Source organism: Microbulbifer sp. VAAF005, from assembly GCF_030012985.1.
Lineage (GTDB): Bacteria > Pseudomonadota > Gammaproteobacteria > Pseudomonadales > Cellvibrionaceae > Microbulbifer.
On record NZ_CP120233.1, the window covers coordinates 4,249,885 to 4,276,082 of the forward strand.

Genomic DNA, 26,198 nt, shown 5'->3' on the forward strand with positions numbered 1-26,198 from the left:
CTCTATTTCTGTTGGATTAAATTGGGTGGGGCCGAGGTGCGTCAATTACTGGAGGTGAGAAGTAGGGAGGGGGATGTGCCCCCGGTTGGGGGCACAGTTACCACTTAGAAGCGGTAGGTCAAATTAACGGATGCAGATTCAGTTGTTGGACGGGAAGCAACAGTTGCACTTACGGCAATAGTGTCAGCTGCTTGCCAGCGAATACCAGCAATCATACCCATACCGCCGTTGAAGATACCTTCGTCAACGCTGGCGTAGCTTGGCATCGCATTCATGTTGCCTTCCATGGATTTAACGCCCACTTCGATAGTGTCTTCTTCGGTACCATTGGAATCTTCGTACCAAATTTCTGCGTAGGCATTGATGTTATCCCAGCTCTTATTGGTGAAAGCACCAAAACGCATATTTCTCAAGCGGCGATCCTGATCGCCATAGTTCATACCCAGGGGATCGAGCTCGTTGCCACTCAGGTCGGTGTAGGTGAACCCTTCAATAGCATCTTCGGTATAGCCATCTACATCAGTGGTCACTCTGGTGAAGCTCACAAAGGGCCCAAACTGGAAGCTTTCGCTGCTGAGCAGGTTGGCACCCGCGGTAATGCCCAGAGATAGGTTTTCACCAGAGGTGCTACCGGTCAAGTCACCATTGTAAGTATTACCCAAGGAGATAGAGCGGCTAACCTCGTCATAGTCCACATCAGTCAAGGTCGCATTGGTTTCGACAAAGAAGATGTCGTAGTGCATGCGACCGAATACGCTGTAGTTGGTAGAAGTCGATTCGATAGCCAGTTGTGAGTTGTCCACATCAATATTGGAGCGACTCACGGCAAAACCGATCTCAGCGTTATCGCGCAAAGCAAAGGTCATACCGAGGACATTCGAATAACCATCACCTCTGACATTGGCGGTGTAGTCAGTGTCGTAGTCAATGTTGCCGAGGGAGCTACCAGCGAAAACGCCAGTCTGAGCAGAGCGATAACGAACACTCGCCAGACTCTCGTCCAGGCTATTGGTGTGGCTACGACCAGCTTGTATAGCGATATCCGGCAGTTGGCCGGCAACCTGGGCTGCATTTACGATAGCGGTGTAGTAGTCGGCAAGAACTTCCTGGCCAACTTGAGTTGGGTGCACGCTGTCATTGAAAATCAGCTGGTCCGCATCGGGGTCGGAGCCATCAATGCCGTATACTGGGTGCTCGATGCAGTCGTTGCCGCTGTCATCGTAGCAGTATTGGCTTTGATCAACATCGCCGGCCAAGCCCAGTTGTTCCGCATTATTCAGTGCGACTTTCAGTAAGCCCGCCTGGTCTACCATCAGCACGCCATCAATATCCTTGGCCTTGCTCAATAGATCAGAGTTAAAGCTTTCAGAAGCTGCGCTGGCTTCCAGTAAAATGCTGTCGATAGCTGCAGTTAACTCGGCAGTGGCTTCATCTTCAGTCATCAATCCAGCTGCAACAGCAGCTTCTAGTGTCGCTGCATCATCGCTGGAGTAAACCGCTTCATAAGCGGCAGCATAAACCCCTGGGGTTTTGCTGATATCCGGTACATTGGAAACCAAAATATAGTTGGCGCCAGCGTCAGATAGGGCTCCAGCTGCACTCGCCAGCATGGTAGATGCGAGGGAGAGATCTTCAGTTACTTCGTCGATAGTAGATGTGCCAGCGACGACATTGGCAAAGCCATTAAGCAGGTCATTACCGCCGCCATTTACCCAGTAGAGCGCATTGTGATCGGTGCTTCCCAGGGTGCTTTCCAGGTAGCCCAGGCCCAGAGGGTGCGGGTTACCGGTTGTGCCTGAGTCGGCGATGATAGTTGCAGGAGCTGCATCGATCTGAGCCTGAACGGCCTCCGCCTGGGCAGTGTAATAAGCGGCAGTGTCACTATCGCCGGCAGCTTCATATTGTTCAGCAGCTGCGGTTAACTCTGCAACAATAGAAGGCCCTTGAAGTATCAGTGCCAGCTGGGTCAGGTCCGCGTACATTTCTGTATCGGTTTCGCGGGTTGGATCTGGGAGTAGCGCGCTGGCAAAGTTATGAATGCTGGAGTCATAAGTCAGGCCGTTGGCACTCAGGTACTCATAGTAATTTTCAGTACCAATTACATTCAGTAGGACATCTGCTGCTCTGTGGCCGCCAACGGCCCAGCCGTTACCAGAGTTGGAGAAAGCTTCCAATACTTGTACTTCAGCTTCCGCCAGCAGTTCTTCTGTTGTCATGCTGGTATCGGTCAGATCGATATTGGGCAGGCAAAGAGTTAAATCTGCACAGGAGGGAGTTACTTCACCCAGACCTAAGTTCTGCGACAAGATGCTGATTGCAACTTCACGGTCGTCGCCGCCATTAGTGAATACATCGTAGTTGCCGACATCGGTCAGGCTGTCACCAAAGGCGATAACCTGGGAAAAGGCTGTGTCTTCGGCAAAAGCCGCAGAGCTTGTCATTGTTGCGAGTGCAATGGCCGCTGCGAGGCTACGCTTGGCGTTATGCATGGTTTTCTCCTTGTCGCGGTAATCTCACACCCGCTGAGACATCGGGAGCAGTCCAGAGGAAACTACAGGGCGAGAGTCTTTATTGTTCTTTGCTCCAATACTTCAAAGGAGCTAGGCAATGTTAGCGGATTTGACTGAAACTTTGAAACAAGTCACAAGTAATTTCGCATGTTTTAGCCGGCCTTTACGGACGTTTTAATAGCTTTTATTCGGCTGGCGCAATATTACTTAATACAGGTTTCCTGGTAAATGAGGTTTACCCCTTGATACTCTCACTTTATAGAAAGTATTTTTTTGTAAATTGATTTCTGTCAATGGCGAATTGTATCTGTGTAGCGGGGCTGGTTAATAGCTGCACTATTTGGGCAAAATTGTCATTGGTTTTTGCATTTTTAGTAAAATGAAGTAGCTCGGGTTTTGGATATTTATGGTTTTTAAAAAAAGTGGGGTATCAATTTCTCAAGATGAGATTGAGCTGAGTGCGATACGTGCTCAAGGCGCCGGTGGCCAGAATGTAAATAAAGTTTCCAGTGCAATTCATCTGCGCTTTGACATTAAGGCTTCTTCCCTTCCGCAGTTGATTAAGGAAGGCCTTTTAAAGCTAAAAGACCGTAGGATTTCCTCTGATGGAGTGGTGGTCATCAAGGCGCAGAGGTTTCGCACTCAGGAAAAAAACCGTGCTGATGCCTTGGAGCGGTTGCAGGAGTTGGTGGATAAAGCCGCATTTAAGCCTAAGTTTCGCGTGGCGACCAATCCTAGTCGTGGCGCCAAAGAGCGTCGTCTACAAGCAAAAAACCACCGCTCCCAGGTAAAATCAATGAGAGGCAGGGTAAAAGACCAGCATTGATCAGAGGTTTTCTTTGAGGGGGAGAGCTATTTTTTGATTATTTGGTTCTTTGGTACAATTTTTTGACCGACCACCAAAGGCCAACAAATTTTGTTTCATCCTGCCATTTGTGAAAATAATTTATTTTCTGTATTTTGTGCCAGCCGGTATCATTAGGTTCTTGAAGCAATTGTGGCTGGTTGGTGGTAGCTGGCAGGGGTAAATGGAAGTGGGATGAATCTCTGCAGATTTAAATGTCCACAGAGATTTATGGTTGAGGAACTTTTAGTAAGGAGAGTGGGCTAGAACTTTCTGATATGTCGCTTCCCGTTGCATTAGCTCGAATTGCAAGTCTGTGATTTCCATACCCAGCTCTGAATGCTTAACCTTTAAGCGAGTAATATCGGCAAGAAGTGTCACCCGTTCAGAGTTGTCGATCGTCTCATCCATCAATAGCGAACCAATTTCTGTCATGTCATCAAGAATGTGCTCTCTTTGCAATTCCAGGTCATGAATTGTAGACACAAGTTCCTCGACGGCTGCTTTGGCAAGAAAAATATCCTGGCCGGAGTTGTACCCCTTCAGGAATAACCCCTCGAGATCTGCAGGGCAAACACCGTTGTAGTTGTTGCCAGAGCGCCCCTGGTCGAACCCGCGCAGTTCGGTACAAAAAAGCTCAAGCCCTTCACCCCGCCCATTGCGGTATGCCTCTGTTTTGACTGATATTCCATACTTTGCACAAGACTCGCGGCGCGCTCCTAAGTAAGAAAGGTCCCGGCCAGCTGCACCATCTTCATATCCGATTGCCTGCCAGTCCGCGACATAGCATTCGTCTTTACTCATTGTGGCACATCCTGAAATCAACGACGCAAAAAGAAAGCAGAGGGCAGTTGTAGAAGTCAATTTCACAGCGGTTTTCCATGTCGGTGATTTCGCTATAGCTTAATTCCCAAATCCTGTCTGGAAGCTGAAGATGTAGGATAGTGTGAAATCATTTCACTAAGTCTTTTCACTGGGGTGCTCTAGTAATTATCTATTGGCGACTAGTCTGATGGTGTCAGCTAGTCAGTAATTGAGAGTCCTTGTCGATGAGCGATTTTGTTGGGATGACAGCCCTTGAAATGTTGCGGGGATATAGAGCGAAATCATTTTCGCCAGTTGAGGTTGCCCAAGAATTGCTCAGCCAAATTGAACGTCTAAATAGACATGTCAATGCTTTTTGCTTAATTGACTGCGAGACGAGTCTCGCCTACGCGCGTGAATCTGAGCGACGTTATATGTCCGGTGCCGCAAAAGGGATGCTCGACGGGGTGCCAGTAGCAATAAAGGATGTTTTCTATACACCCATGTGGCCGACAGTTTTTGGTTCCCAAACTATTGATCCAGAAACGACGCTAGGGTGTACGGCCCCTAGTATTGCAGCATTACAGCGCCACGGTTATACGCCAATAGGGAAAACCACGACACCGGAATTTGGGTGGAAAGCGGTTACAGATAATGCCATTGATGGTATCACGAGAAACCCTTGGGACAGGGATAAGACTTCAGGTGGCTCAAGTGGCGGGGCTGCTGTATCCGTATCATTGGGGCTGAGTCCCTTGGCGTTGGGAGCCGATGGTGGTGGATCTATCCGGATTCCAGCGAGCTTCTGTGGGGTTGTTGGATTTAAACCTAGTTTTGGGCAGATTCCCCATTGGCCTTTGGGAGCTTTCTCCTCTCTGGCGCAGGTGGGGCCCTTGGCTTCGACTGTGCAGGATTGTGCGCTGTTGATGAATGTCATCAGTGAACCGGATCATCGGGATATCCGTGCAATACCTCGACGTGAAATAGATTTCCTTGCTGTCACTGGGGAGGGGGAGTTTGATGGTATAAAAGAGTTACGTATTGCCTATAGTCCCAGTCTTGGCTATGTCGAACCCGACCCTATAGTTGAGCGTAGAGTTTCTGACAGTGTAATGCTGTTCCAAGAAATGGGTGCCGACGTTGTAGAAGTTGCCCCCAGTATTAATGACTCAAGTGCAGTTTTTGGGTGCCTGTTTAGTGCGGGTATCGGGAGTACCCTGAGGGGGATGGATAGTGCAAGACGTCAGTTGGTGGAACCTCAGTTACTGGAGGTTGCAGAGCAAGCAGACAGAATATCCTTAACCGGTTACCTCGATGTATTGAAGCGGCGAGATAACTTTGTTGAGCGATTGCAGGACTTTTTTCTGAGATATGATCTGTTGGTAACCCCGACTTTGCCTATCACAGCATTTGCTGCGGGTCTTAATATGCCGGATAAGGCCCCCGGTTCTCTTTGGTATTCCTGGACACCATATACGTATCCCTTCAATTTATCCGGTCATCCCGCAATATCGCTGAATTGTGGTTTCTCATCCAGTGGCCTGCCTATTGGCTTGCAAATCGTCGGTAGGAAATATGTCGATGAGATGGTTTTATGTGCGGCCGCTGCATTGCAAAGTCGGCAAGGGTTAAAATTGGTGCTTCCCGATTGGGTGCATTTTGTGTAAGTCACTGCCTTGAAAATAATCTCGTAGATCCAATTAAAATAAAGGGCTAAAAAACTCTTTAGTTCAGAAATTACTCCTAGTTCCATTTGCTATTAATAATCTTTTTATATTCTATGTTTTTTGTATATATGTGATCGACTTATAGTTTGTTGCGGCTCCTACGTTGAATGGTGCCAAATTGTTTTAGTATTTATTTGAATGTGCTAGCTTTTCCTTGCCGGGTTGATCAACCCGGTTTTGTTTGTTCTCTCTGCGCTTTTCAAAATTTGAATAATAAAAATATTTTTGGATTGTCTGTGGTTGTGTGTTGGTGAGGCGTGTCGTTCCATTCTCGATATTTTTTATATTATTTGAATATTATTGATATTCAAGACTGTTGTTTTGTGCAGGCTTCTTGCATGTGTATTTATTGCCTGCCTGTGTTTTTGAGATATTTGGAATTCGCAGAGGGCTAACTCAATGTGGAGAAGATAATGAAAAAAATTATTAGTAGATCTTTGGTTGGGGTTCTTGCACTCCCCGGCGCTGTTGTGGCAGAAGAGCTGTGGATAACTATAGGTAGTGATGGCTATCAATCGTTAAAGAAAAACAGCAGCCTTGTTGCCAAGCAACCACTCACGATCCAAGGTGAGGAGCGTAATGGAGTTGCTATCTTAAAGGTTGATGAAAGCAACCTTTCCGATATATCAACACTGATGCATATTAATCATAATCGCTGCGGTGGCTTTATGGTGCATGACTCACTGGAGGAGGCAGAAGCTGCACAGGTTTCATCCCTGACGACAACCATAAATAATTTGGTCACTTACTCTATTGATAATGCAGATGTGGTTAATGCCCTGCAGGCAGAAATCTCAGAATCCAATATACGATCAACTATTGAAAGTTTGTCGAACTTTACTAATCGCTATTACACCACTTCAACCGGTGTAGATGGTGCTGAGTGGATAAGGGATGAATGGCAGGCACTAACGAATTCACGTAGTGATGCCTCTGTCGAACTTTATAACCACAGTTGGGCACAGCCTTCAGTAATTTTGACTATCGAAGGGCAAACAGATCCGGATGAGATTGTTGTACTTGGGGCGCACCTGGATTCAACGGTCGGCTTTGGCACTGGTGAAGGTACAAGGGCGCCGGGGGCCGACGATGATGCTTCGGGTATCGCAACGCTGACAGATGTTATTAATGCAATTGTTAGTACAGGCTATAAACCGGATAAAACACTAGCATTTATGGGGTACGCTGCTGAGGAAGTGGGGCTAAGGGGGTCGGATGATATTGCCAGCGATTACAAGTCACAGAATAAGAATGTGATTGGTGCATTGCAGTTGGATATGACTAATTATTATGGTTCGAATAGTGATATCTACATTATTGGCGATTACACCGATAGCAGTCAGAATAGCTTCCTCGAAGACTTGGCTGAGACTTACCTGAGTGATCTTACTGTTGCAACAACGTATTGTGGTTATGCTTGTTCCGATCATGCATCCTGGTACAACCAAGGTTACCCTGTTTCATTCCCTTTTGAGGCGACTTTTAATGGCTCAAATCCTTATATCCACACTTCAAGTGACACCTTAGCCAATAGTGGTGGAGATGCCAGTCACGCAGTGAAGTTTGGAAAGCTTGCTGCGGCCTATGTCGCAGAGTTGGCCAAAGGTTATATAGGGGATGATCCTGGCCCGGATCCCGACCCGGATCCCGATCCAGACCCCGGTGAGGAACAAACAGAAACCTTTAGTGGTGATGTGGGCCGTGGTTCGGAGGATCACTATGGACCTCTCAGTGTAACGCCTGGTACAGACTTTATTGTAGACATGACAGGCACCAACGATGCCGACCTATATGTCCGTTTTGGTGCGGCACCTACTTGGCGCTATTACGATTGTCGTCCCTATGAGGGGGATAGTTCGGAAAACTGCTCTTTAACCGTGCCTAGTGGTGAGAGTGAAGCCTATTTTATGGTGCGGGGTTATAGTCGTCTGGGATCGGATTATGAGGTTGATGTTACATATACGCCTCAATAAACAGCGTTGATCTTGCATATTAAATTTTATGATTAAGTCTCTTGTAGTTAGCCGCATTTAAAACTTACTAAAAGTCACGTTTGACAGTTTTTGGTTTTTGTTAAACGTGTACTCCCTCCGTTGAAAAGAAATATCGCGTCATTAATTTTTTGATTTGTTGGATGTTGGGATTTAATCGCGTAAAAGATCTAACCGAGGTGTGCACTTACATCTGGCATGGATGCAAATTAACGAAATTTCAGTATGTGACTAGCTCCTGCACAGATTTTAGTTCTGGTGTGCATTGCTTCGAGTATCTGGTGGTTTTCTGCTTGACGTTAATAAAGATAAGAGAGGGTGGTGAATATGAAGTGTTACTTGTTAAGGCCTTTGTCGCTGGCGGTAGCAATTGCCATTTTTAACTCTGGTGCGTATGCCATTGATGAGGAGCGGGAAGATTCCTCCAATGCTGCGAATCAGACAATGGAAGAGGTAATAACCACTGGTACACGCAAAGAAGGTGTATCTCCTACCGAAACGCTCTCTCCTGTAGATGTTGTAGGTGGAGAGGAAATCGCCGATCAAGCGAGCTTTGATCTTACAGAGTCCCTGGCAAAAATTGCTCCTTCATTTAATACACAACGATTTCCCATTGCCGATGGAACTGCTTTTATCCGCCCGGTAACTTTGCGTAACTTATCGCCAGATCAAACGCTGGTGTTGGTTAATGGAACCCGCCGACACCGTTCTGCACTAGTTAACTTACAGCTCGCCCCTTTGGGAACAGTCAATCAGGGAGCTCAGGCTGTGGATTTTTCGGCATTACCTTCTATGGCAATTGAGCGAGTTGAGGTTTTGCGCGATGGAGCTTCAGCGCAATATGGCTCTGATGCAATTGCTGGTGTCGTTAATATTATCCTGAAGGATGATTCTGAAGGGTTTAGTTTATCCGCACAGACAGGGGAGTATTTTGAGGGTGATGGGACTCGGATGAGCATTGCGGCAAATACAGGATTTGCCCTGGGGAATGCTGGATTTATTAACGGAACCATCGAATTTTCTCGTGCTGATAAAACCTGGCGCAGTGAAGCAAGGCCGGATGCGCAGTTTGTAGGGTCAGTTGTGGGGGATAATCTAGTGCCTCTGGAAGGCTTGGGGCAGCGGTGGGGAGATCCTGATGTCGAGTCCCTAAAGCTTTTTGTTAATAGTGGTTTAGAAATCTCGGATTCGGTAGAACTTTACGGAAACCTGGGTTATTCACAGAATGAGACAATTTCAGATTTCTTCTATCGCGGCCCGGTTCTCGATCCGGAATATCAATTTACCGCTAGGGGTACTCTGCAAGTAGATAGCCCAAATGATCCTTTGGACCCGGGCAGTATTGACTACACTCCCGATCCGGCGCCTCAATCCTTAGTGGACTCTATTTTAGCGCAGGGCCTTAACCCGTCTGATTATCTGGTAGAGGATTCATCCAGCGACAGCGGCTACGTATTGCGCAATCCGATTTATACCCAGTTCCCCGGTGGCTATAACCCTGAATTTGGTGCAGATATTTATGATATTGCCGCTGTTGTAGGAGCGCGTGGGGAATTTGCTAGTGGTCTCTCGTGGGATGTGCGTGGCCGCTTGGCAGAAAATGAAGTTGATTATGTTCTGAAGAATTCCATTAACCCAAGTTTGGGTATTCTGTCTCCTACTTCCTTTAAGCCGGGAACGCTCACGCAGGAAGAGTCCAGTCTTAATGCAGACTTTGTCTATCCCATTGATGTTGTGGCTTTTGCCTCCCCACTAAATCTTGCGTTTGGGGCTGAGTGGCGCGAAGAGACCTATTCAATAGGCAGGGGAGACACTGCATCCACAGAGGTGGGACCAACAGCCGCATATTTTGGTGTGGGTTCAGATGGTTTTCAGGGTTTCCCTATAGAGGCGTTAGGCAGTTTCAGTAGTGAGAGCATTGCTGCTTATATCGATCTTGAAGCCGATGTGACTGATAAATTGACCTTGGGTGCTGCCCTACGATTGGAGGAATATGATGAATTTGGTTCAACGTCAGATTGGAAGTTATCGGCTCGATATGATGTGAATGAACAACTGGCACTGCGGGCAACAGTGAATACTGGTTTTAGAGCACCGACTCCTGGTCAGGTCAACACCTTGAACGTTACTACTACGACTGATTCCAGTGGCAATTTGATACCCAACGGTACCTACCCCGTAGCTCATCCAGTAGCGTCTGCGCTCGGAGCGGTTGAACTGGAGCCGGAAGAGTCCACCAGTTTTACATTGGGTGCAGTTTTTTCTCCAATGGACAATACCAGTGTGACAATTGACTATTACAGCATCGATATCGAAGATCGCTTGGCCTTGCGCAATAATGCCATTGGGGATGACGAAGTGCTTTTGTTGCAAAATGCCGGCATAGAGAATGCGGCACTTCTTAATGGCAGCAATGCAAATTACTTCGTTAATGCTTATGACTCGGAAGTGTCCGGTGTAGATCTGGCAATTACTAGTGATTTTGAGATTCTTGAGAGTTTATTGGTGGTGGACTTACGCCATAATCACAATCGCCAGGAAGTTACAAGTGTTGCGGCAAACACAATCAATGCCTCGCGAGTATTTGACCTAGAAAATCAAGTACCCAGCGATCGGACGACTTTAACCTTTGATATCGATACCGGTAGTTTATTTGAAGGGTACCTGCGTTTAAATCGATATAGTAGCTGGGAATCAACCGGTGGTCTGTTTGGCGCAGGAGACGCCAGTGATACTTATAGATATGGCAGCGAAATTCTCGTAGATATCGAAGCGACTTTTAACATTTATGAAAATTACAAATTGTCGCTGGGTGGTGAAAATATATTTGATGTAATGCCGGATGATGAGCAGGAACCAACGCTGCGATACCTTGGGGTGCGTCATGCCCTTACATCGCCATTTGGATTTAATGGTGGTTATTGGTATGTACGTGCGAGCGCAGAGTTTTAGGTAGCCTGCGTTAAAAGTCGATCCTTTCCCTAGTTTAACCACAGCAGTAGCTCGGTAGTTAGTCCGGGTTACTGTCTGTTCTTCAGGTTTTCAGAGGTTATCTTTGTTGGTCCCTGGACTTGCAGCAACTCCCTATGTGCCAGTTTTTGTGAATTCAGCACGGGCATTAAAATCTAATACGATTTGGGGTTCATCGGTGAAAACCCCATCCACCCCTTGAGCTGCTAAAAGTACCAAGTCGTTAGGGTCGTTGACAGTAAATACGTAGTTCTTAAGCCCGCGTTGTTTTGCATCAGCTATTAAATCTGCATTTATAAAATCCACGTTCGTATGTAATGAGTAGGCTTTTAAGGGGGAAGAGCAGGCCGCAAGATCGAGTGGAACACCGGAAATCAGCACTCCCCTTCTGACTTCTGGAGCTAATTGCAAGCACTGGAACAGCTGTCGGTGGTCGAAAGACGAGACGATATACTGCTCGTAGCTTGCGCCAGTATCCTGAGTAAAGGTGTGGATTTCATCTGCGAAAAGACCTGCACAGTTGGGTCCTTTAAGTTCGATATTGAGCAGGGCACTATTGCCTACAAGCTCCAGAACTTCCCGCAATGTGGGGATTTTATTTCCGCAAGGGAGAGGTCTCTCCTTTAGGGCATCGGGGTGCATTTCGGTGATTAGCTCTGAGCCCGCTATAAGGCGCCCTAGACGTCGGTCGTGCTTTACTAGAAGCTGTCCACCAATATTCCATACATCAATTTCAATACCCCCTACGTTGAGTTCCAACGCATGCCCGATTGCCTGGAGACTATTTTCACTGGCCCGCTGTTGATAACCCCGATGGGCGAAACAGAAGAGCGTAGCTGAAGTCATGGTTTATCAGTCCATTTTCACGGTTTGTTGCAGACTGCCCTTAAATTATTACGAGGTCACTAAAGCAACACCAAGGTTTCTGCCAAATATTGGTTAATTGGCATTAAAAATTTATTTTTATAGCTTTTGGGAAGATTCACCAGTTTGGAAGCTTTGTTGTTATTCTCCAGCCAGGGCACGATAACACCCCTGATGGAAAACCAAAGGTTCACCGCCAAAAGCAGCAAATTCGAGAACCTCACCTAAAAGTATCGTGTGGTCACCACCATCAATGCACTGTATCCGGCGACAATGGAAGTAGGCTGCACACTCTTCAAGACGGGGTATTCCATTGGGGCCTTCATACCAACTGACTTGTCCAAACTTGTCTGCTCCCCGACCGGCAAAGAGGTTGGAGACATGCTGTTGGTCTGCCCGCAGGATATGCACCGCAAAGTGCTCTCGAGTGGTAAATGCCTTATAGCCCATGGATTGCTTGTCTATGCTCCATAGAACCAGGGCGGGGTTCAGAGAGACGGAATTAAAGCTATTAGCTGTCATTCCAGCTGGTTGGCCGTTGGTATCCTGAGTGGTAATGACAGTCACACCGGTAGCAAAGTGGCCGAGGGTGTCCCGTAACAGCCGGCTTTGCTCGGGTGACGGGGAAATCGTACGGCTTTTCTCTGTCGTCATACTAAGGCTACTTGTACCAAAACTGTAAAGGGCGGCCATTTTAAGGCAAAAGAGAGCGATTTGCGCGCTTTACCTCGAATTGTTATTGAAATAAAAACGATTACCAGTCATTTTATGACTAATCGTTCATTATTGGTTGGCATACCTGGCTGAGCCTTTCCTTGTGGATAATCGCACTGCCTGTAAGAGCAAAGCCTAGTAAGTCGCCCTTTTGATTACGAAATTCGGCACAAACTCCAGAGTCTTCCCGGCTGACCTTCCAGCTTCCTTTGGTATTGGGACGAGGAGGGCAAACGATAGTTGGGTGTAGGGTTGTTTTTACGGCTACGGGAATTACACCAAAACAAATTTGGCTCGGATTGCCAGATAAGGTTCGTGCCAGGTTTTTTGCACAAGTGATTAGGGGAGCGACAAAGAGCAGCTGGTAGCCGTCAATTTCCGCACAATCCCCCAAGGCGTAGATATTTGGATCGCTTGTTTGTAAGTACCGATCTACAGCAATACCTTTTTGTGTGTTTAGGCCGGCCATGGTGGCTAATCCTGTATTGGCTTCGAGACCTAATGCAGCCAACACAATATCGGCTTCTATTTGCCCTCCCTCTTTCAAACATGCACGGATACCGGTGTTTGACTTTTCGATATGGGTTAGTGGTGCGCCCCCATAAAAGCGTACGCCATAGCTCTCCAAAGAACTCTGAAGATCGCGGGCGGCAATTTCGGGAAGTAGTGTTGCCAGTGGCCATTTCTCCTTGTCAACCAGGCTCACTTCGAAGCCCGCCTGAATCAGGTCGTTGGCAAATTCACAACCGATCAAGCCGGCACCCAAGAGCAGTATGCGCTTGTGACCTATCAAGGCGGTACGAAAACGGTGGTAATCCTTGAGATTATTAATGCGAAAGATATGTGCCAGGGCATTGCCCTCGAAGTGGGGAAGCTTGTGACATTTGGCTCCGATTGCAAGTACCAGCTTCCCGTAGGAAAGCTTGGATATATGCTCTGCGCCATCCTGTTGAATCGTCAGGACTCTTTTGGTGCGATCTATATGTATGACCCGAGTGTGAACCAGAATCTGTGCTCTGAGTTCCCTGGCCATATCTTCGGCACTGGCAGAGCTGAGCTGTTGCGCCGTCTTACCGTGGGAAAAAGAGGCTGACAGCAGAGGTTTGGAGTAAAAGGCTCCGTCATCAGAAGTAATCAACAGGAGGGGGGACAGGGGAGCAAGCTTGCGAAATTCCCGCGCCAAATTGTATCCAGCTAGCCCTGTTCCAATAATTACCAGGGGTATTGAGGTTGTATTATTGGCATCCTCGATTGCCAAAGGGGGAGTTTCGATAGGACCTTGCCTTACAAGGACCATATCGAACTCTTGCTTACTCACACCACACTGTGGACAGCTCCAGTCTTCGGGAATATCCTCCCAGCGAGTACCGGGATCTATGCCATCATGAGGACGTCCTTCGGCTTCATTATATGTCCAGCCACATACCATGCATTCCCAGATGCGAAAGCCAGTTTGATTATCTTGAGCAGTATCGCCACTGATCTGCAGCATGGAGAAATCTTGCTTGGCGGCACCACACTCAGGGCAGTACCAATCTTCAGGTATATCTTCCCAGCGAGTGCCGGGAGCTATTCCGTCCTCAGGCCAACCTTTTGATTCATCGTATATCCAGCCGCAGTTCTGGCACTGCCACTTTTTGTATGCCGACATGTTTATCCACCAAGCAGGGATGGACCCGGTAGCTAAAATGGCCGGGTCTTTTCCATTTATAGTGGTAAAAACACAGGATGTAGTGAGTAGGTTGTATTATTCAGCGCCGCGCTGGGCGATTTTACTGAGAGCACTTTGGTAAATATCAGCAATTTCCCCGGGATGCTTGATTGAAATACCTAAATCATGCACCAGACCATCTTTGAGACCATATACCCACCCATTAACGGTGAGTTCCTGGCCCGCTCGCCAAGCATCGCGAACAATAGTGGTCTGGCAAACGTGTATTACCTGCTCCAGAACATTGAGTTCACACAGTAAGTCTGTGCGCTGTTGTTGCTGGAAAAGATCGATCAAGGTGTGGTGTTTATCCCTGACATCTTGAATATGTCTCAGCCAGTTATCTATCAGGCCCAGTTGCTCATTATTTAAAGCTGCCTGGACGCCGCCACATCCGTAATGACCACAGACAATAATATGTTTTACTTTTAGGATCTCTACGGCATATTGCAGTACTGATAGGCAGTTCAGGTCTGTATGAACAACGACATTGGCTACATTTCTGTGCACAAAAAGCTCGCCCGGTAGCAGGCCGACAATTTCATTGGCGGGAACGCGGCTATCGGCGCAGCCAATCCAGAGGTATTCGGGGCTTTGCTGCTCGGACAGTTTAAGGAAAAAGTCAGGTTCGTCTTCGCGAGTGGCCTCTGACCAATGCTGGTTATTCTCTATTAAATGATTGAGCGGGTGCAATGAATCTATCCTGATGTGACCGTTTGGACAATTAGCCCGCAGCATAGCGACTTTGTTCGTGCGCGCCAAGTGCATCTGGTCTAATCTAAAAAAGTGACTATTGGCTCGAACCTGGTCTATAAAGGAATCTAAGATCATGGGAAGAAAAAAAGCGCCATTCCAGGAAAGCGGCAGAGGGTTTCCAGGCGCTCCAACTCAGTGGGGCGGCATCGCCTAAGGGTGCGCCAATTGCTGGCTAGGAGGACACGTTTACGCAGTTATTTACAGTATTTCCTAGCGGAGGATAATGGAAAGTTCGAATCGATATCAGGGCAAAGGGATACTGAAGTTACCTAGTAAATTCGTTATTCTACCTTTCTAGAGTGGGGCTCAAGAAATCATATTTAATAAAGTTTTGAATGAATAGGGAAGTAAAAACGAGAAATATATGGTGTTAGCAGGTTTTGATGTCGATATTCATTTAAAGGTTGATCTGGCAAATTACGATGAACCAGAGGATGCGAAGAGCGTAGTCGCTTTGATGGAGGAGTACGCGCTCCATCCATTCGGTGGGGGAGAACCTCTTTCAGAACTCTGCCGGTCTAGCTTGGTGCCAGCATTAAAAGAATTTCCCGGGGCCTTTAGCATTCTTGCTTACCGAGGTGAAGCTGCAGTAGGACTTGTTAATTGCTTTACTGGTTTTTCCACTTTTTTATGTAAGCCACTGATCAATATTCACGATGTAGTTGTTAGTGAATCAGCTCGAGGGTTGGGGGTGTGTACTGCCATGATGGACTTCTTGGCAAAAGAAGCAAAAAGGAGAGGTTGTTGCAAACTTACTCTGGAAGTTCTGCAAAGAAATTATACTGCACGGGCTGCTTATCTTAAGACGGGTTTCAAACCTTATACGTTAGATGAAGAGATGGGGCAAGCTGAGTTTTGGCAGCGCTATCTTTAAAGAGCAGTGTTCGCAATCTAGCTTTTGAGACAGCAATTACCCAATTAAATAGGTAATTGCTGTGATTCACTTCAGAGATTATATAGCACTTACGTTAGGCGATTTTTTCCAAGAAATAACAAAGTTAGTCAATGTGAGTATGGCTATTAAACTGACACTGAATAACATTCCTATTAAAGGTTGCGAAGAGCTTTGTTCATAGAGCCAGCCACCAAGAGCAAAGCCTATTGTGTAGCCCCCAGTGTGCATTAGTGACAAAAGGCCGAACAAGCGGCCACTACGTTGTTGCCCTCGGCTCACGAGAGCGCTGTAACCTGGAACCAAAAAGGCAACACCAACAACAAATAGCATCAGACCTGGAGCTGCAAGGGCACTACCGAGTGTTAGAGACAGGGTCATAGTGCCCAGGCATACGCATAAAACCCCAATCATTAAACTGATCTGTGGGCGTTCTATTTTTCTTACTAATCCCACCTGTACAAGAAAGCCGCAAATTGCGACGGAGGCGAGAAGAACAGCAGTTGTCGATGATGCCCCCAATGCACTTAAGCCGTATAAATCTTGTAGCACTGGCCCCATGACAACTTGTAACTGCCCAATACTTACCGTGCCTAACAACGCTATTGTGAATAAACTAATGGTTGCAGTGGGAAGGTTAGTTTTCTCAGTTTCTTTTGCAGTTATAGTTTTTTCTGGGGATTGGGGCAAAAAGAGTGTCAGGATTAATGCGGAAAAAGGCAGGAGAAGTAGCCACAGTAATGGCCATAAGCTACCTGCGATGAGTGCAGGCAGGGCAAGTAAAGGTCCCAGTCCTCGCCCTAAATTTGCGGCAGCGCTGATCCCCGAGAGAATAGATAACTGCTGGTCTTTCTCTCCCAATTCAAGAGCCCAAGCCTGGCAGCAGGGGAAAATCGCAGCGGCATTCAATCCGTAAAGGACTCTACTGGCAACCAGGGCTATAAGTGCTGAGTCAGTTTCCAGGTGTCCTTGGGCCAAGGCAACTAATAGGGCTACGAATAATACCTGGGAAAGCAGTGCCCCACTGAGCCCGAATAACAGTATCGGTTTCCTTCCAATTTTGTCGCCCAGCTCTCCCCAAATGGGGCCTGCAATCATTAGGCAAAAAGTACTGACCGCAACCAGTGCGCCAAGGGTTGCCAGATCCAGTCCACAGTACTCGATGATCAAGGGGATCTGGGTCAGCAAGATGACCTGGGCTGCACCTTGGCTGGCAACAATCCAGTTTATTTTTTGGAAGTGAGTGGGGCTGCTCATTCGGGCTCCAGAGATTAAAACTTGGGAAAAAGTCCTATTTTCCTTAAAGAAAAGTTCTCAGCCGAATAATTTCCCTACTAAAAGGCTTGAAATGTACTAATTTTCAAGACATGATAATATAAATACAAATCATTCTCATTACAATCCTGTAAAAGAACCTTACTCATGAATAATCCAGATCTCAACGGGGCTTCTTTGGGCGCCGCTACAGGAGCTTCTGATGCTCATAGTATGAACCCGGCTACTTCTGAGCGGCCGGCAAATATGACTGCTGAAAAGCAAAAGGTCAAATGTTCTGCTGAAAGACTGTCAGCTAATTGCTTCTTCAATGCATTGCTGCGTGAAACAGACAGTGGCCAGTGGTACGAGCATAGCGACACATCGTTCCCGGAGGGCATCAAGGCTCCTGCTGTTTGTGTATCTCTCCCGGAAACTGGGACTGAGTTATGGCTGAACGTGATCTATCGTAGTGAATGTGGCAGGCACCAGTTCGAGTTACCGATAGTTTGGCGACAAAGCTCCTTAAGAAGCCAAGTGGTATCAATGGCTGAATGTGCTCGGTTGATTGCTGATGACCCCGCTTTTTTCCCCGGAGCTGGAGAGCAGTCGCGACAGGTGTTTGCCGATCGTGTGCAAGCGAGTGTCCGGAACATGACTCAGGCCTTACAGGCGCGCAACCAGGATATGGAGCGCTTGTTTGGTGAAGTGTTGTCTTTTGGTGAGTCGGAGCAAGCTTTACTTTGTGGTCACTCCATTCACCCAACCCCCAAGAGCAGGGAGCCTTTCACTGATCGGGATGCTGAGTGTTTTGCCCCGGAATTCGGCAACAGTTTTTCACTGATGTGGCTGGGCGTAGATCCTCAGTTTTTATCCGGTGCTAGTGGAGCTCAAGAGTCAGCAGATCAACTCGCTGATCTTGTTCGTGAAACTGATGGTGTCTCTCAGCCGCCAAAGGGGTTTGTTGCAATTCCCGCTCACCCCTGGCAGTGGCAACAGTTGCAGAGAGATCACAGAATCACTCAGTTATTGGAAAGTGGCAGCGTCGTAGAGCTGGGGCTAGGCTCTGGAGCTTGGAGAGCGACATCATCGCTACGTGCAGTGTATAGCGCTGAGAGCTCCTATATGCTGAAGTTCTCCCTCAGCCTGCGCTTGACTAATTCGGTGCGCACTTTACAACCAAAAGAAATGACAAGGGGATTGGAAGTCCTAAAAGTACGAGAGACTCCAATTGGTCAAGATTTCGCTCAACGTTATCCTAATTTTCAGGTTTTAGCTGAGCCGGCCTATTTGATGCTAGCTGACCAGTCCGGAAATCCGGTGATCGAAAGTCTGGTAATGTTCCGGGAGAACCCATTCGTTGGCGAGGCAGCAGAAAATACTTGTCTGCTAGCTACTTTAACCCAAGACCACCCGGATGCAGAGAGCTGTCGTGCAGCTCAACTTATCTCTCAGCTGGCAAAAGAGCAAAATCTATCATCTATCGTTGCTTCCAAGCTTTGGTTTGATGCATTTGTTGATGCTGTGATTGAGCCTTTGTTAATAGCTCAGGCAGATTTTGGAATTCTGTTTGGCGCACATCAACAAAATTTAATTCTGCGCTTTGACGGACCTATGCCGGTCGCTGGATATTTTCGTGATTGCCAAGGTAGCGGTTACAGCTATCTCGGTGAAGAGCTGCTGAAACCTTATTTACCTAATCTCGCGCAAAATAGTGAAAATGTAGTTAATGAAGAAATGGCCAACCGCTTATTCGTTTACTACCTCATTGTTAATAGCTGCTTTGGCTTGATTTCGGCAGTTGCTGCCGCTGGGCTAGTTAGTGAAAGGGATTTGCTAAATCAACTCCGTGACCGGGTTCAGAAACTCTATGACGGTCAGCGACGTGATCGCAGTGGGTTGGAATATTTACTCCAGTCTGAACAGATATGGGCAAAGGGGAATTTCCAATGTGCAGTTATTGGCATGAATGAAAATACTAGTGATGACCCGTTGTCAATTTACCACTCTATGATTAACCCTTTGAAAGAAACTGAAGAACCATCCCCTACTTGTTCAGATAGCCTGGACTGTTCAAATACCTAAGGATCGATTGATGAGCGACATAAAGGCTAAAGCCGAACTAGAAGTAATGCAGCAAGGAGCCCTACCTGATGGAAGGCGATGGACTCTTGATGGTGAAGGTTATCAATGTCAGCTGGATAGCAATACTTTTTTTACGTTATTGAATGTAAATAATGGCAGTAATGCTCAAATACAAATCCCCCATGATGAGGCTGAATCGTCTAAGTTAAATGGGTGGCTGGAGTGGCTATTCGATATTCATGGCGGTGTTGCGATTGTTGAACTTGTTTCTTTAAATGGGGATAAAATAAAAGAAATATTCAAGTCTGATTTTTATCAGCAGACAGAAATCTGGTATCGAGGAAATAATGGCGGAACATTCCCGCTGAGGTGGGTTGAAAATGATCAAGGTGTAAAACATCCTTTCAGAGCTGAGCCTGTGAAGGGAGAAGTGTATAGGCGTCATTTCCACACCTTGGGGATGGATCTTAGTCTCCGTCATTTAGATCCAGATAAAGATCTGGAGCTTTTTACAAGCTGGATGAATGTAGGGCGTGTTGCGAAATTTTGGGAAGAAGAAGGCGATCTAGAAAAGCAGAAAAAGTTTATTCGGGAGGTTATTCAAGATCCCCATAAGTATCCGTTAATTGCTTCCTTTGACGATGTGCCCTTCGCATATTTTGAGGTTTATTGGGCGCTTGAGGATCGTATAGCTCCTTACTACGACTGCCATTCCTTTGATCGTGGGGCGCATATGTTGGTGGGTAACAGTCGTTTTCTTGGTCGGCGTTATGCGCTCGCTTGGCTTAAGGGCGTATCCCATTTTATGTTTTTGGATGATAGTCGAACACAGACCCTAGTTGGTGAGCCTAGAGCTGATAATGGTCCCCTACTGAAGTATATGAATGGAACTTTTGGTTGGAAAAAAGTAAAAGAGTTTGATTTTCCTCATAAGCGAGCGGCACTTATCTCCTGCGATAGAGCTGACTTCTTCGAGGGGGCGGGGAAAGTATGAAGAAAGATAGTTATTGGGCTCAGGCAAATCGAAAAACGCTTGCTAAGTCTTTATCAGAACTTTGCTATGAGCAAGCTTTAAGCGCTGAGCAGGAATCTGAAGAATCTTATATTGTTAGGCTTAAGTCTGGGGTGAACTATCAATTTAACGGTATCCCGACTATCTGGGATTGGCTGCTAATTGATGGGGAGACTATTCAAAGGTGTCAGGGTGCTGAAAAGCTGATTGCAAATGATGTGGCTCAGTTTTTTATCGATGCTGCGGAAGACTTAAAAATAGCAGCCAGCACACTGGGTGGCTTATTGCATGAATTGGCAAATACCTTAGTTGCTGATGTTGCTTTACTTGAGAAGCGTAAGGCTTTCTCAGCAGAAGATTTGGCTCAGTTTACTGACGAGCAACTGCAATGCTTTTTGGATGGGCACCCAAAAGCAATGATCAATAAGGGGCGTATTGGCTGGGGGGCTCAGGAGTTTAGAACCTATGCTACTGAAGCTGGTGAGGGTGTTCGCTTTTTATGGTTGGCTGTTCGCCAGGAAATGACTGTCAATGGGCATAGTGAGCGTTGGAATTGGCAGCAGTTACTAAAAGAGAGCCTGTCAGCTGATCAAATACAGTTAATGGAAGATGCTTGTCAGGAAAAGAAGGTCAATTGGCAAGAATTTATTCCACTTCCAGTTCATCCTTGGCAGTGGCAGCACCATATTTCTCAGCACTATGCGCAACAGCTAAGTCGTGGTGATATTGTACTTTTGGGGCAATTTGGCGATCATTACCTACCTCAAGTCTCGTTGCGTACTTTCTCCAATGTGCCACGCCCGCAATCACTGCACGTCAAACTGCCACTAACAGTATTAAATACATCGTGTTACCGTGGAATCCCCGGTAAATACATGCAGTGTGGACCATCTTTATCACAATGGATGCAGGAAATTTGTGTTAAAGATTGTGAGCTATCTGGGCGAGGCACTGGTATCTTGCAGGAAGTTGCAGGGTTACATGTTCCGCACCTCCATCACGAACAAGTAAAGGGAACGCCCTACCGTTACAGAGAGATGCTGGGGGCGACTTGGCGCCAAAGTCCAGCCAGCCACTGCTTAGAAGGAGAGCGCCATTTACTAATGGCTGCATTGTTACAGAAAGACTCCAGCGGAAGATCTGTAATTGCAGCACTAATTCGTAGCTCCGGTCTTTCTGTTGAAAAGTGGTTGGAATACCTTTTTGATGCGACTGTGGTGCCTTTATATCATTTGCTCTGTCGATATGGTGTTGGATTAGTTGCTCATTCTCAGAACTTGACTTTAGTTTTAAAAGGGGATCGAGTAGCGCGAGTTCTACTGAAAGATTTTCAAGGGGACCTGCGTCTTTCGCAAGGAGAATTTCCTGAGCGGAGTGATATTCCTCAGGCAGCAATGGATGTCCTTGATCAGCTGCCTCCTAACTATATTATTCACGATCTTTTTACAGGGCATTTTGTAACAGTTCTGCGTTACCTGTCCTCCCAGTTGATGTTAGAACTCGATTTTCCTGAGTCCAAATTTTATGGCGTTTTAGCTTCGGTTTTACGTGATTATCAAAAAAACATCACAGAAAATAGCCCTAAAATGGCCGAACGTTTTCAGATTTTTGATATTTTCCGTCCTCATATCGAGAGAGTTTGTATCAATCGGGTGCGATTGTCGCATGGATGGGGTGATAGCGCTGAAAGGCCGGTACCGATAGTTGGAGGAGATTTGGAAAATCCCCTTTGGCTATCAGAGCAGAAGCCAGAGAAAAAAGAATCCAAACTTAATACAGTTTCCTCCACAGAGATATAATGATGAGTAATATATTAGATCTAGCTGGTATTGGCGCCGGTCCTTTTAACCTCGCGGTTGCCGCTCTAATGTGGGATAAATCTTTAAAGCATCGTTTTTTTGAGGCGAAATCAGAGTTTTCCTGGCATCCTGGACTCATGTTACCTGGCGCTATGATGCAAACGTCTTACTTAAAGGATTTGGTAACACCAGTTGATCCAACTAATCCGTATAGTTTTCTTGCCTATCTAGTTGAGAAAAAACGCTTTTATGACTTTCTGAATGCGGAGCAGCGTACGGTTAGCCGTCAAGAATTTGCTGATTACTTGGGGTGGGCTGCAAAACGTCTGGATTCTTTGGAGATGGATAGTCGAGTACAAAGTGTTCTGGATAAGGGGGAGTATTTTGAGTTGGATATCCATGGTCCAAAAGGACAAGAGATAGTCAAGGCTAAAAATATATGTGTTGCTAGTGGTAAGAAGCCCAATATTCCAGAATTTTGCCGTCCGCAATTATCTGAAACCTGTTTCCACGCTCTGGAAATTGCGCTGCGTAACCCTGATGTTCAGGGTAAGCGAGTTGCAGTTATAGGTGGGGGGCAGACTGGAGCCGAGGTGGTAATTAACCTGCTCAATCGGCAGTGGGGAAAGCCAGAGCAGATTACTTGGATTTCTCGTCGTAGTAATTACCTCCCGCTGGATGAAACCCCTTTCACTAATGACTGGTTTACACCTGAATATGTTAATGTATTCCGTCAACTATCTCAGCATCGCAAGGAGCAGGTTGTAGCAGAACAGAAGTTGGCCTCAGATGGTATTTCACCAGATACCTTGAAAGAACTATATCAACTTTTTTATCGATTGGTGCACCTTGAGGGTGATACGAATCGTATGGTGCTTATGCCCAATCGAGAAATGCTAGAAATTTCCAAATGTGGTGCTTATCGAGTTCAGTTGCAAAACCATTTAGTGGGTGGAACTGAAGGGCAAGAGTGGTTAGATGCGGATATTGTTATTTTGTGCACAGGCCTCAGCGAAGCGTTACCGCCTTGTATTGCACCTTTGCAAGACCGTATCGCCAGAGATGGGGAGGGACGCCTTCTTTTGAGTGATTCCTTTGCGGCCCAATTAAATAGTGATGAAAGTGATCGTCGACTTTATTTCTTGGGTACTGGACGATATAGCCATGGTATTGCCGAGCCTCAATTAAGTCTTTCCGCCTGGAGGGCTGCGCAGGTTGTTAATGATTTACACCGGGAATCCATATACGACAACCAGGAATCAAATAACTTTATGAACTGGATTAGCCCTGGGAAAAACCTAGAGGCCGCAGTAGCCTAAGGTAAATTCTAATCAGTGGCTGAGTACTCTAATTCAGTCGCTGATTTTTGGCTGCTGGCTACAAGGCACTTTTGTCTAATAGACGATTGGTTTACGTGTGGCGGCCGTTAGTATGTAATTGACGTTGCCTTCTACCAGTTGGGCCATTTCAAGGCGTACTAATCATACGTCTTGCAGGTGATAAATAGCTATTGGATTTTCCCAGCCTTGATAAATGTCGGTATTTCGGCTAATAGATTGGTGGTCCAGTATTGACATGAAAATTATTATTCATGATTTGGATATTGAATAGTGATTTTTTTGGGACTTACTTTTAACATTTTTAAGTTCAGATTTTCTCGCCTGCGAATCACCTCAATTATATTTATTTTTGTTTAAACTTGTCCTCTTCTTGTGTTTACAGGGCTCTGTTTGGCGTAATAATAATAAAATCTATAGTTGTAAGTACTTTTATAGATATAACCTTTCCCGATTTTAGTGATTCATCCTTTAGCAGAGTTTCATTTTAGTGCTTCTTCTCCACTAAAAGCTTCCTCCACTAATGCCTTAAAATGAGCTTTTTGAAGTTTTGGTCTGACAATCACCCTATTGGTGCATGATCTTAAAAAGTTCCTTTTTACTCTTTATCGGTAGCACATTTTAGAGGCACATTAGCATTTTTATTATATTGATCCGCATTTAAGATCTTGGATTAATCACCACTTCTTTGAATTGCTTTTTAGATTAAAGGTGGCGTGTAAAGCTAGGTTAGCTTCCTTCCATGTGCAATACTTTTTGGGTACTGGACCACCAGTCTGGTGTGCAGTGGGCAAGGAGGGAATCTGCGATGCGTTTAAATTCAACTTTGGCTCAGGGCCGATATCATTACAGTTGTGATGGTCGGGAGATGCCTGTACAGGATAGTTGGCAGCTCGGAGATGATGAGCAGGGGCGGCGCTCTCTTGTTAGCCGGCGCTTAGTGGGTGACAAGGGGTTCGGTATAGAGGTTTTTGCCTTTTTGGAGCAAGGGCTTGTGAGCGAGTGTGTGGTCCACTGGCGGGATGAAGTTGATAATGTAAGTGCTCACTACAAGCTGTTGCCGAAGGGTGGGATGAAACCTGCGATAGGCGATGACATTCAAGCCAGTTGGACAGGTCCCAATGGCCCACAGCAACTTAGCCTTGAGGGGGAAGAGCGGCTTTTATTTCCTTTAATGCGGGTGTTTATGGGGCCGGTCTTGTCGAGATTAGTTCAATACGAGGGGGGCTGGAAGTTGTCTCACCAGATATTGTCGACCCATCTCAGCGAGGTAAGCTGCTTTCCCCAAGGGTCAGCCACCGCACTGCAAGGCCAATGGCTGGGGATGTAGCGGGGCAGAGGTCCCAAGAGTTGGGTGCCGACATCAGTGCCTATATTTATCAAGGAGATGAAGCTGAGAGAGACGCCCATTGTTACGTAGATAGTCGAAGTTTACTAGTGGGGTATGACTGGCCATCTAGCACTGGTCGTCTATGGCAGGTCAGGTTGAGAGATTTAGAGTGGTCATCGGACCTTCAGGGGTTACTATGGCCCAAATGAATAGACCAAATAACGATAATTGGTCACATGAATAAATTATTCTTTGGAATAATTGTTCGCCAGTATGTAATTGTTAAATTTTTTTCCTCTTTAAGTTGATAAAACGGCTTCTCAAGTCTGATTGGTTGTATTGTCACTATAATCGCAAAATTATGTAGTGGGACTTGTAAACCTCTCCAGTGTAAGCTTGCTCCATATTTGCAATAAATGACTGGGGGAAGCGTTTTGTCCTACTATCGAAGAGGGGTCTATGCCGGGCTTACACTACTTTCTTCTTTTGGGTTAGTTGCACAGCCACCTGCGGCTTTTGCTGAAGATGTACCAGAATCAACTTTCTCTGTGGATGCAGGGGAAAGCCTGCAAACCCATCACAAACGTTGCCTGAATGAGCAAATTCTTGTTTCCGATGCGGATGTCACAATAAGGGAAATTCGGCGTATCTGTGCTCAAAGAGTCCGGGCTGAACTGACCTTAGAAGAAGACCCTGTGATAGCGGAGTTCCTTGTTGATGAATATGAGGAAGAACTACCGACGGATAAAGTACTGCTAGGAGGAAGGGCTCAGGCGATCAAGGATGCTGCCAATAACCCGTTTACCTTGGCATCCCATAAAACCAATTATGTGTTACCAATGGTCTACAACCCAGCTCCTGAAGAGGGTGGGTTGGCGGATATTGAGGGGCTAGCTGAGGCGGAGGAGCTGGATAATGTCGAAGTCCAATTCCAGCTATCTGTACAGGTGCCTGTTTGGCGTGGTTTTTTAGGCCGGGCTTCCGTGTTGAGTGTAGCCTATACAAATCGTAGCTTTTGGCAGGCGTATAACGATGATGATTCTTCTCCCTTCCGCGAGACAAATCACGAGCCAGAATTAATTTTAAGTTGGCTCAATGACTGGAGCGTGTTCGGTTGGAATAATGTGGCCAATCAAGTGGCGATTAACCACCAGTCAAATGGGCGTAGTGAGCCTTACTCCCGCAGCTGGAATAGGGTATATGCGAACTTTATTTTTGAACGTGATAATTATTCGATAAGCCTGAAACCCTGGTATAGGCTACCAGAGGACAAGGATGATGATGATAACCCGGATATTGAGCACTACCTTGGGCATTTCGAATTGGGTGGGCGTTACCGCGATGGGGGCCACACTGTATCCGTAATGTTGCGCAATAATTTGCGTTCAGATAATCGCGGTGCTGTGGAGTTGACCTGGGGCTTCCCTTTGGGTAGGCGTGTCGACGGATATATCCGTTATTTCAATGGGTATGGTGAGAGTCTCCTTGATTACGATGAATCGGTACAGACATTAGGCTTTGGTTTTGTTTTAGCCCAGGGGTTCTAATTTCAATGGCGAGAGTGTATCCAAGACAAATAGGCTCTCGTTTTCCCTTTT

At 46.4% G+C, this 26,198-nt stretch carries 18 protein-coding genes; 11 read left to right on the forward strand and 7 right to left on the reverse strand.

What is annotated here, in order from left to right; genetic code table 11:
* Nucleotides 1-104: 104 nt before the first annotated feature.
* Nucleotides 105-2,489 (reverse strand): autotransporter outer membrane beta-barrel domain-containing protein, encoded by a 2,385-nt coding sequence (locus P0078_RS19045; protein WP_282931479.1) that lies wholly within the window; start codon nt 2,487-2,489, stop codon nt 105-107.
* 427 nt (nt 2,490-2,916) lie between these two features.
* Between P0078_RS19045 and arfB the strand changes: the two genes are divergently transcribed.
* Nucleotides 2,917-3,336 carry an alternative ribosome rescue aminoacyl-tRNA hydrolase ArfB gene (gene arfB / locus P0078_RS19050; RefSeq protein ID WP_282931480.1) on the forward strand — a complete coding sequence of 140 codons (420 nt, stop codon included), beginning with the start codon at nt 2,917-2,919 and terminating at the stop codon, nt 3,334-3,336.
* Nucleotides 3,337-3,600: 264 nt separating this feature from the next.
* Here arfB and P0078_RS19055 read toward each other — a convergent pair whose 3' ends face one another.
* On the reverse strand, nt 3,601-4,158 hold the full coding sequence (locus tag P0078_RS19055; RefSeq protein WP_282931481.1) for a DUF2799 domain-containing protein: 558 nt from the start codon (nt 4,156-4,158) through the stop codon (nt 3,601-3,603).
* 245 nt (nt 4,159-4,403) lie between these two features.
* On the opposite strand from P0078_RS19055, the gene P0078_RS19060 reads away from it, so the two are divergent.
* The 3 genes from P0078_RS19060 (at nt 4,404) to P0078_RS19070 (ending at nt 10,828) form a co-directional block, all read left to right on the forward strand.
* Nucleotides 4,404-5,825, forward strand: coding sequence for an amidase (locus P0078_RS19060; RefSeq protein WP_282931482.1), 1,422 nt, complete (start codon nt 4,404-4,406; stop codon nt 5,823-5,825).
* A 473-nt stretch (nt 5,826-6,298) separates the two neighbouring features.
* Nucleotides 6,299-7,858 (forward strand): M20/M25/M40 family metallo-hydrolase, encoded by a 1,560-nt coding sequence (locus tag P0078_RS19065; protein ID WP_282931483.1) that lies wholly within the window; start codon nt 6,299-6,301, stop codon nt 7,856-7,858.
* 345 nt (nt 7,859-8,203) lie between these two features.
* Complete coding sequence (locus tag P0078_RS19070; RefSeq protein WP_282931484.1) at nt 8,204-10,828, forward strand: TonB-dependent receptor plug domain-containing protein; 2,625 nt, start codon at nt 8,204-8,206, stop codon at nt 10,826-10,828.
* 132 nt (nt 10,829-10,960) lie between these two features.
* Here P0078_RS19070 and P0078_RS19075 read toward each other — a convergent pair whose 3' ends face one another.
* From P0078_RS19075 to can, 4 genes are all read right to left on the reverse strand, one after another.
* Nucleotides 10,961-11,692, reverse strand: coding sequence for a glycerophosphodiester phosphodiesterase (locus P0078_RS19075; protein WP_282931485.1), 732 nt, complete (start codon nt 11,690-11,692; stop codon nt 10,961-10,963).
* Between the two features lie 159 nt (nt 11,693-11,851).
* Nucleotides 11,852-12,364: a flavin reductase family protein gene (locus P0078_RS19080; protein ID WP_282931486.1), complete on the reverse strand. Its 513-nt coding sequence runs from the start codon at nt 12,362-12,364 to the stop codon at nt 11,852-11,854.
* A 118-nt stretch (nt 12,365-12,482) separates the two neighbouring features.
* Nucleotides 12,483-14,075: an FAD-dependent oxidoreductase gene (locus tag P0078_RS19085; protein WP_502867283.1), complete on the reverse strand. Its 1,593-nt coding sequence runs from the start codon at nt 14,073-14,075 to the stop codon at nt 12,483-12,485.
* A gap of 96 nt (nt 14,076-14,171) precedes the next feature.
* On the reverse strand, nt 14,172-14,828 hold the full coding sequence (gene can / locus P0078_RS19100; protein WP_282931487.1) for a carbonate dehydratase: 657 nt from the start codon (nt 14,826-14,828) through the stop codon (nt 14,172-14,174).
* A 427-nt stretch (nt 14,829-15,255) separates the two neighbouring features.
* Here can and P0078_RS19105 point away from each other — a divergent pair, with 427 nt between their 5' ends.
* The gene (locus P0078_RS19105) at nt 15,256-15,765 is read left to right on the forward strand and encodes a GNAT family N-acetyltransferase (RefSeq protein WP_282931488.1); all 510 of its coding nucleotides are present in this window, start codon (nt 15,256-15,258) and stop codon (nt 15,763-15,765) included.
* 78 nt (nt 15,766-15,843) lie between these two features.
* Here the strand turns inward: P0078_RS19105 and P0078_RS19110 are convergent, their stop codons facing one another.
* The gene (locus P0078_RS19110; RefSeq protein ID WP_282931489.1) at nt 15,844-17,040 is read right to left on the reverse strand and encodes an MFS transporter; all 1,197 of its coding nucleotides are present in this window, start codon (nt 17,038-17,040) and stop codon (nt 15,844-15,846) included.
* Nucleotides 17,041-17,205: 165 nt separating this feature from the next.
* Between P0078_RS19110 and P0078_RS19115 the strand changes: the two genes are divergently transcribed.
* From P0078_RS19115 to P0078_RS19140, 6 genes are all read left to right on the forward strand, one after another.
* Nucleotides 17,206-19,122, forward strand: coding sequence for an IucA/IucC family protein (locus P0078_RS19115; RefSeq protein ID WP_282931490.1), 1,917 nt, complete (start codon nt 17,206-17,208; stop codon nt 19,120-19,122).
* A 10-nt stretch (nt 19,123-19,132) separates the two neighbouring features.
* Entirely contained in the window at nt 19,133-20,116 is a 984-nt protein-coding gene (locus tag P0078_RS19120; protein ID WP_282931491.1) for a GNAT family N-acetyltransferase, read from the forward strand.
* Nucleotides 20,113-21,933: an IucA/IucC family protein gene (locus P0078_RS19125; protein ID WP_282931492.1), complete on the forward strand. Its 1,821-nt coding sequence runs from the start codon at nt 20,113-20,115 to the stop codon at nt 21,931-21,933. The genes P0078_RS19120 and P0078_RS19125 overlap by 4 nt, the downstream gene beginning before the upstream one ends.
* Complete coding sequence (locus tag P0078_RS19130) at nt 21,933-23,252, forward strand: lysine N(6)-hydroxylase/L-ornithine N(5)-oxygenase family protein (protein WP_282931493.1); 1,320 nt, start codon at nt 21,933-21,935, stop codon at nt 23,250-23,252. The genes P0078_RS19125 and P0078_RS19130 overlap by 1 nt, the downstream gene beginning before the upstream one ends.
* A gap of 826 nt (nt 23,253-24,078) precedes the next feature.
* Nucleotides 24,079-24,600: a hypothetical protein gene (locus P0078_RS19135; protein ID WP_282931494.1), complete on the forward strand. Its 522-nt coding sequence runs from the start codon at nt 24,079-24,081 to the stop codon at nt 24,598-24,600.
* Between the two features lie 434 nt (nt 24,601-25,034).
* A complete protein-coding gene (locus P0078_RS19140; RefSeq protein ID WP_282931495.1) occupies nt 25,035-26,147 on the forward strand; it encodes a phospholipase A in 1,113 nt (370 codons plus the stop codon).
* The last annotated feature ends 51 nt before the right edge of the window (nt 26,148-26,198 follow it).

Coding starts and splice junctions, on each gene's coding strand:
- P0078_RS19045 (WP_282931479.1), bottom strand. CDS start 2,489: ATGCATAACGCCAAGCGTAGCCTCGCAGCGGCCATTGCACTCGCAACA.
- arfB (WP_282931480.1), top strand. CDS start 2,917: ATGGTTTTTAAAAAAAGTGGGGTATCAATTTCTCAAGATGAGATTGAG.
- P0078_RS19055 (WP_282931481.1), bottom strand. CDS start 4,158: ATGAGTAAAGACGAATGCTATGTCGCGGACTGGCAGGCAATCGGATAT.
- P0078_RS19060 (WP_282931482.1), top strand. CDS start 4,404: ATGAGCGATTTTGTTGGGATGACAGCCCTTGAAATGTTGCGGGGATAT.
- P0078_RS19065 (WP_282931483.1), top strand. CDS start 6,299: ATGAAAAAAATTATTAGTAGATCTTTGGTTGGGGTTCTTGCACTCCCC.
- P0078_RS19070 (WP_282931484.1), top strand. CDS start 8,204: ATGAAGTGTTACTTGTTAAGGCCTTTGTCGCTGGCGGTAGCAATTGCC.
- P0078_RS19075 (WP_282931485.1), bottom strand. CDS start 11,692: ATGACTTCAGCTACGCTCTTCTGTTTCGCCCATCGGGGTTATCAACAG.
- P0078_RS19080 (WP_282931486.1), bottom strand. CDS start 12,364: ATGACGACAGAGAAAAGCCGTACGATTTCCCCGTCACCCGAGCAAAGC.
- P0078_RS19085 (WP_502867283.1), bottom strand. CDS start 14,075: ATGTCGGCATACAAAAAGTGGCAGTGCCAGAACTGCGGCTGGATATAC.
- P0078_RS19105 (WP_282931488.1), top strand. CDS start 15,256: ATGGTGTTAGCAGGTTTTGATGTCGATATTCATTTAAAGGTTGATCTG.
- P0078_RS19110 (WP_282931489.1), bottom strand. CDS start 17,040: ATGAGCAGCCCCACTCACTTCCAAAAAATAAACTGGATTGTTGCCAGC.
- P0078_RS19115 (WP_282931490.1), top strand. CDS start 17,206: ATGAATAATCCAGATCTCAACGGGGCTTCTTTGGGCGCCGCTACAGGA.
- P0078_RS19120 (WP_282931491.1), top strand. CDS start 19,133: ATGAGCGACATAAAGGCTAAAGCCGAACTAGAAGTAATGCAGCAAGGA.
- P0078_RS19125 (WP_282931492.1), top strand. CDS start 20,113: ATGAAGAAAGATAGTTATTGGGCTCAGGCAAATCGAAAAACGCTTGCT.
- P0078_RS19130 (WP_282931493.1), top strand. CDS start 21,933: ATGATGAGTAATATATTAGATCTAGCTGGTATTGGCGCCGGTCCTTTT.
- P0078_RS19135 (WP_282931494.1), top strand. CDS start 24,079: ATGCGTTTAAATTCAACTTTGGCTCAGGGCCGATATCATTACAGTTGT.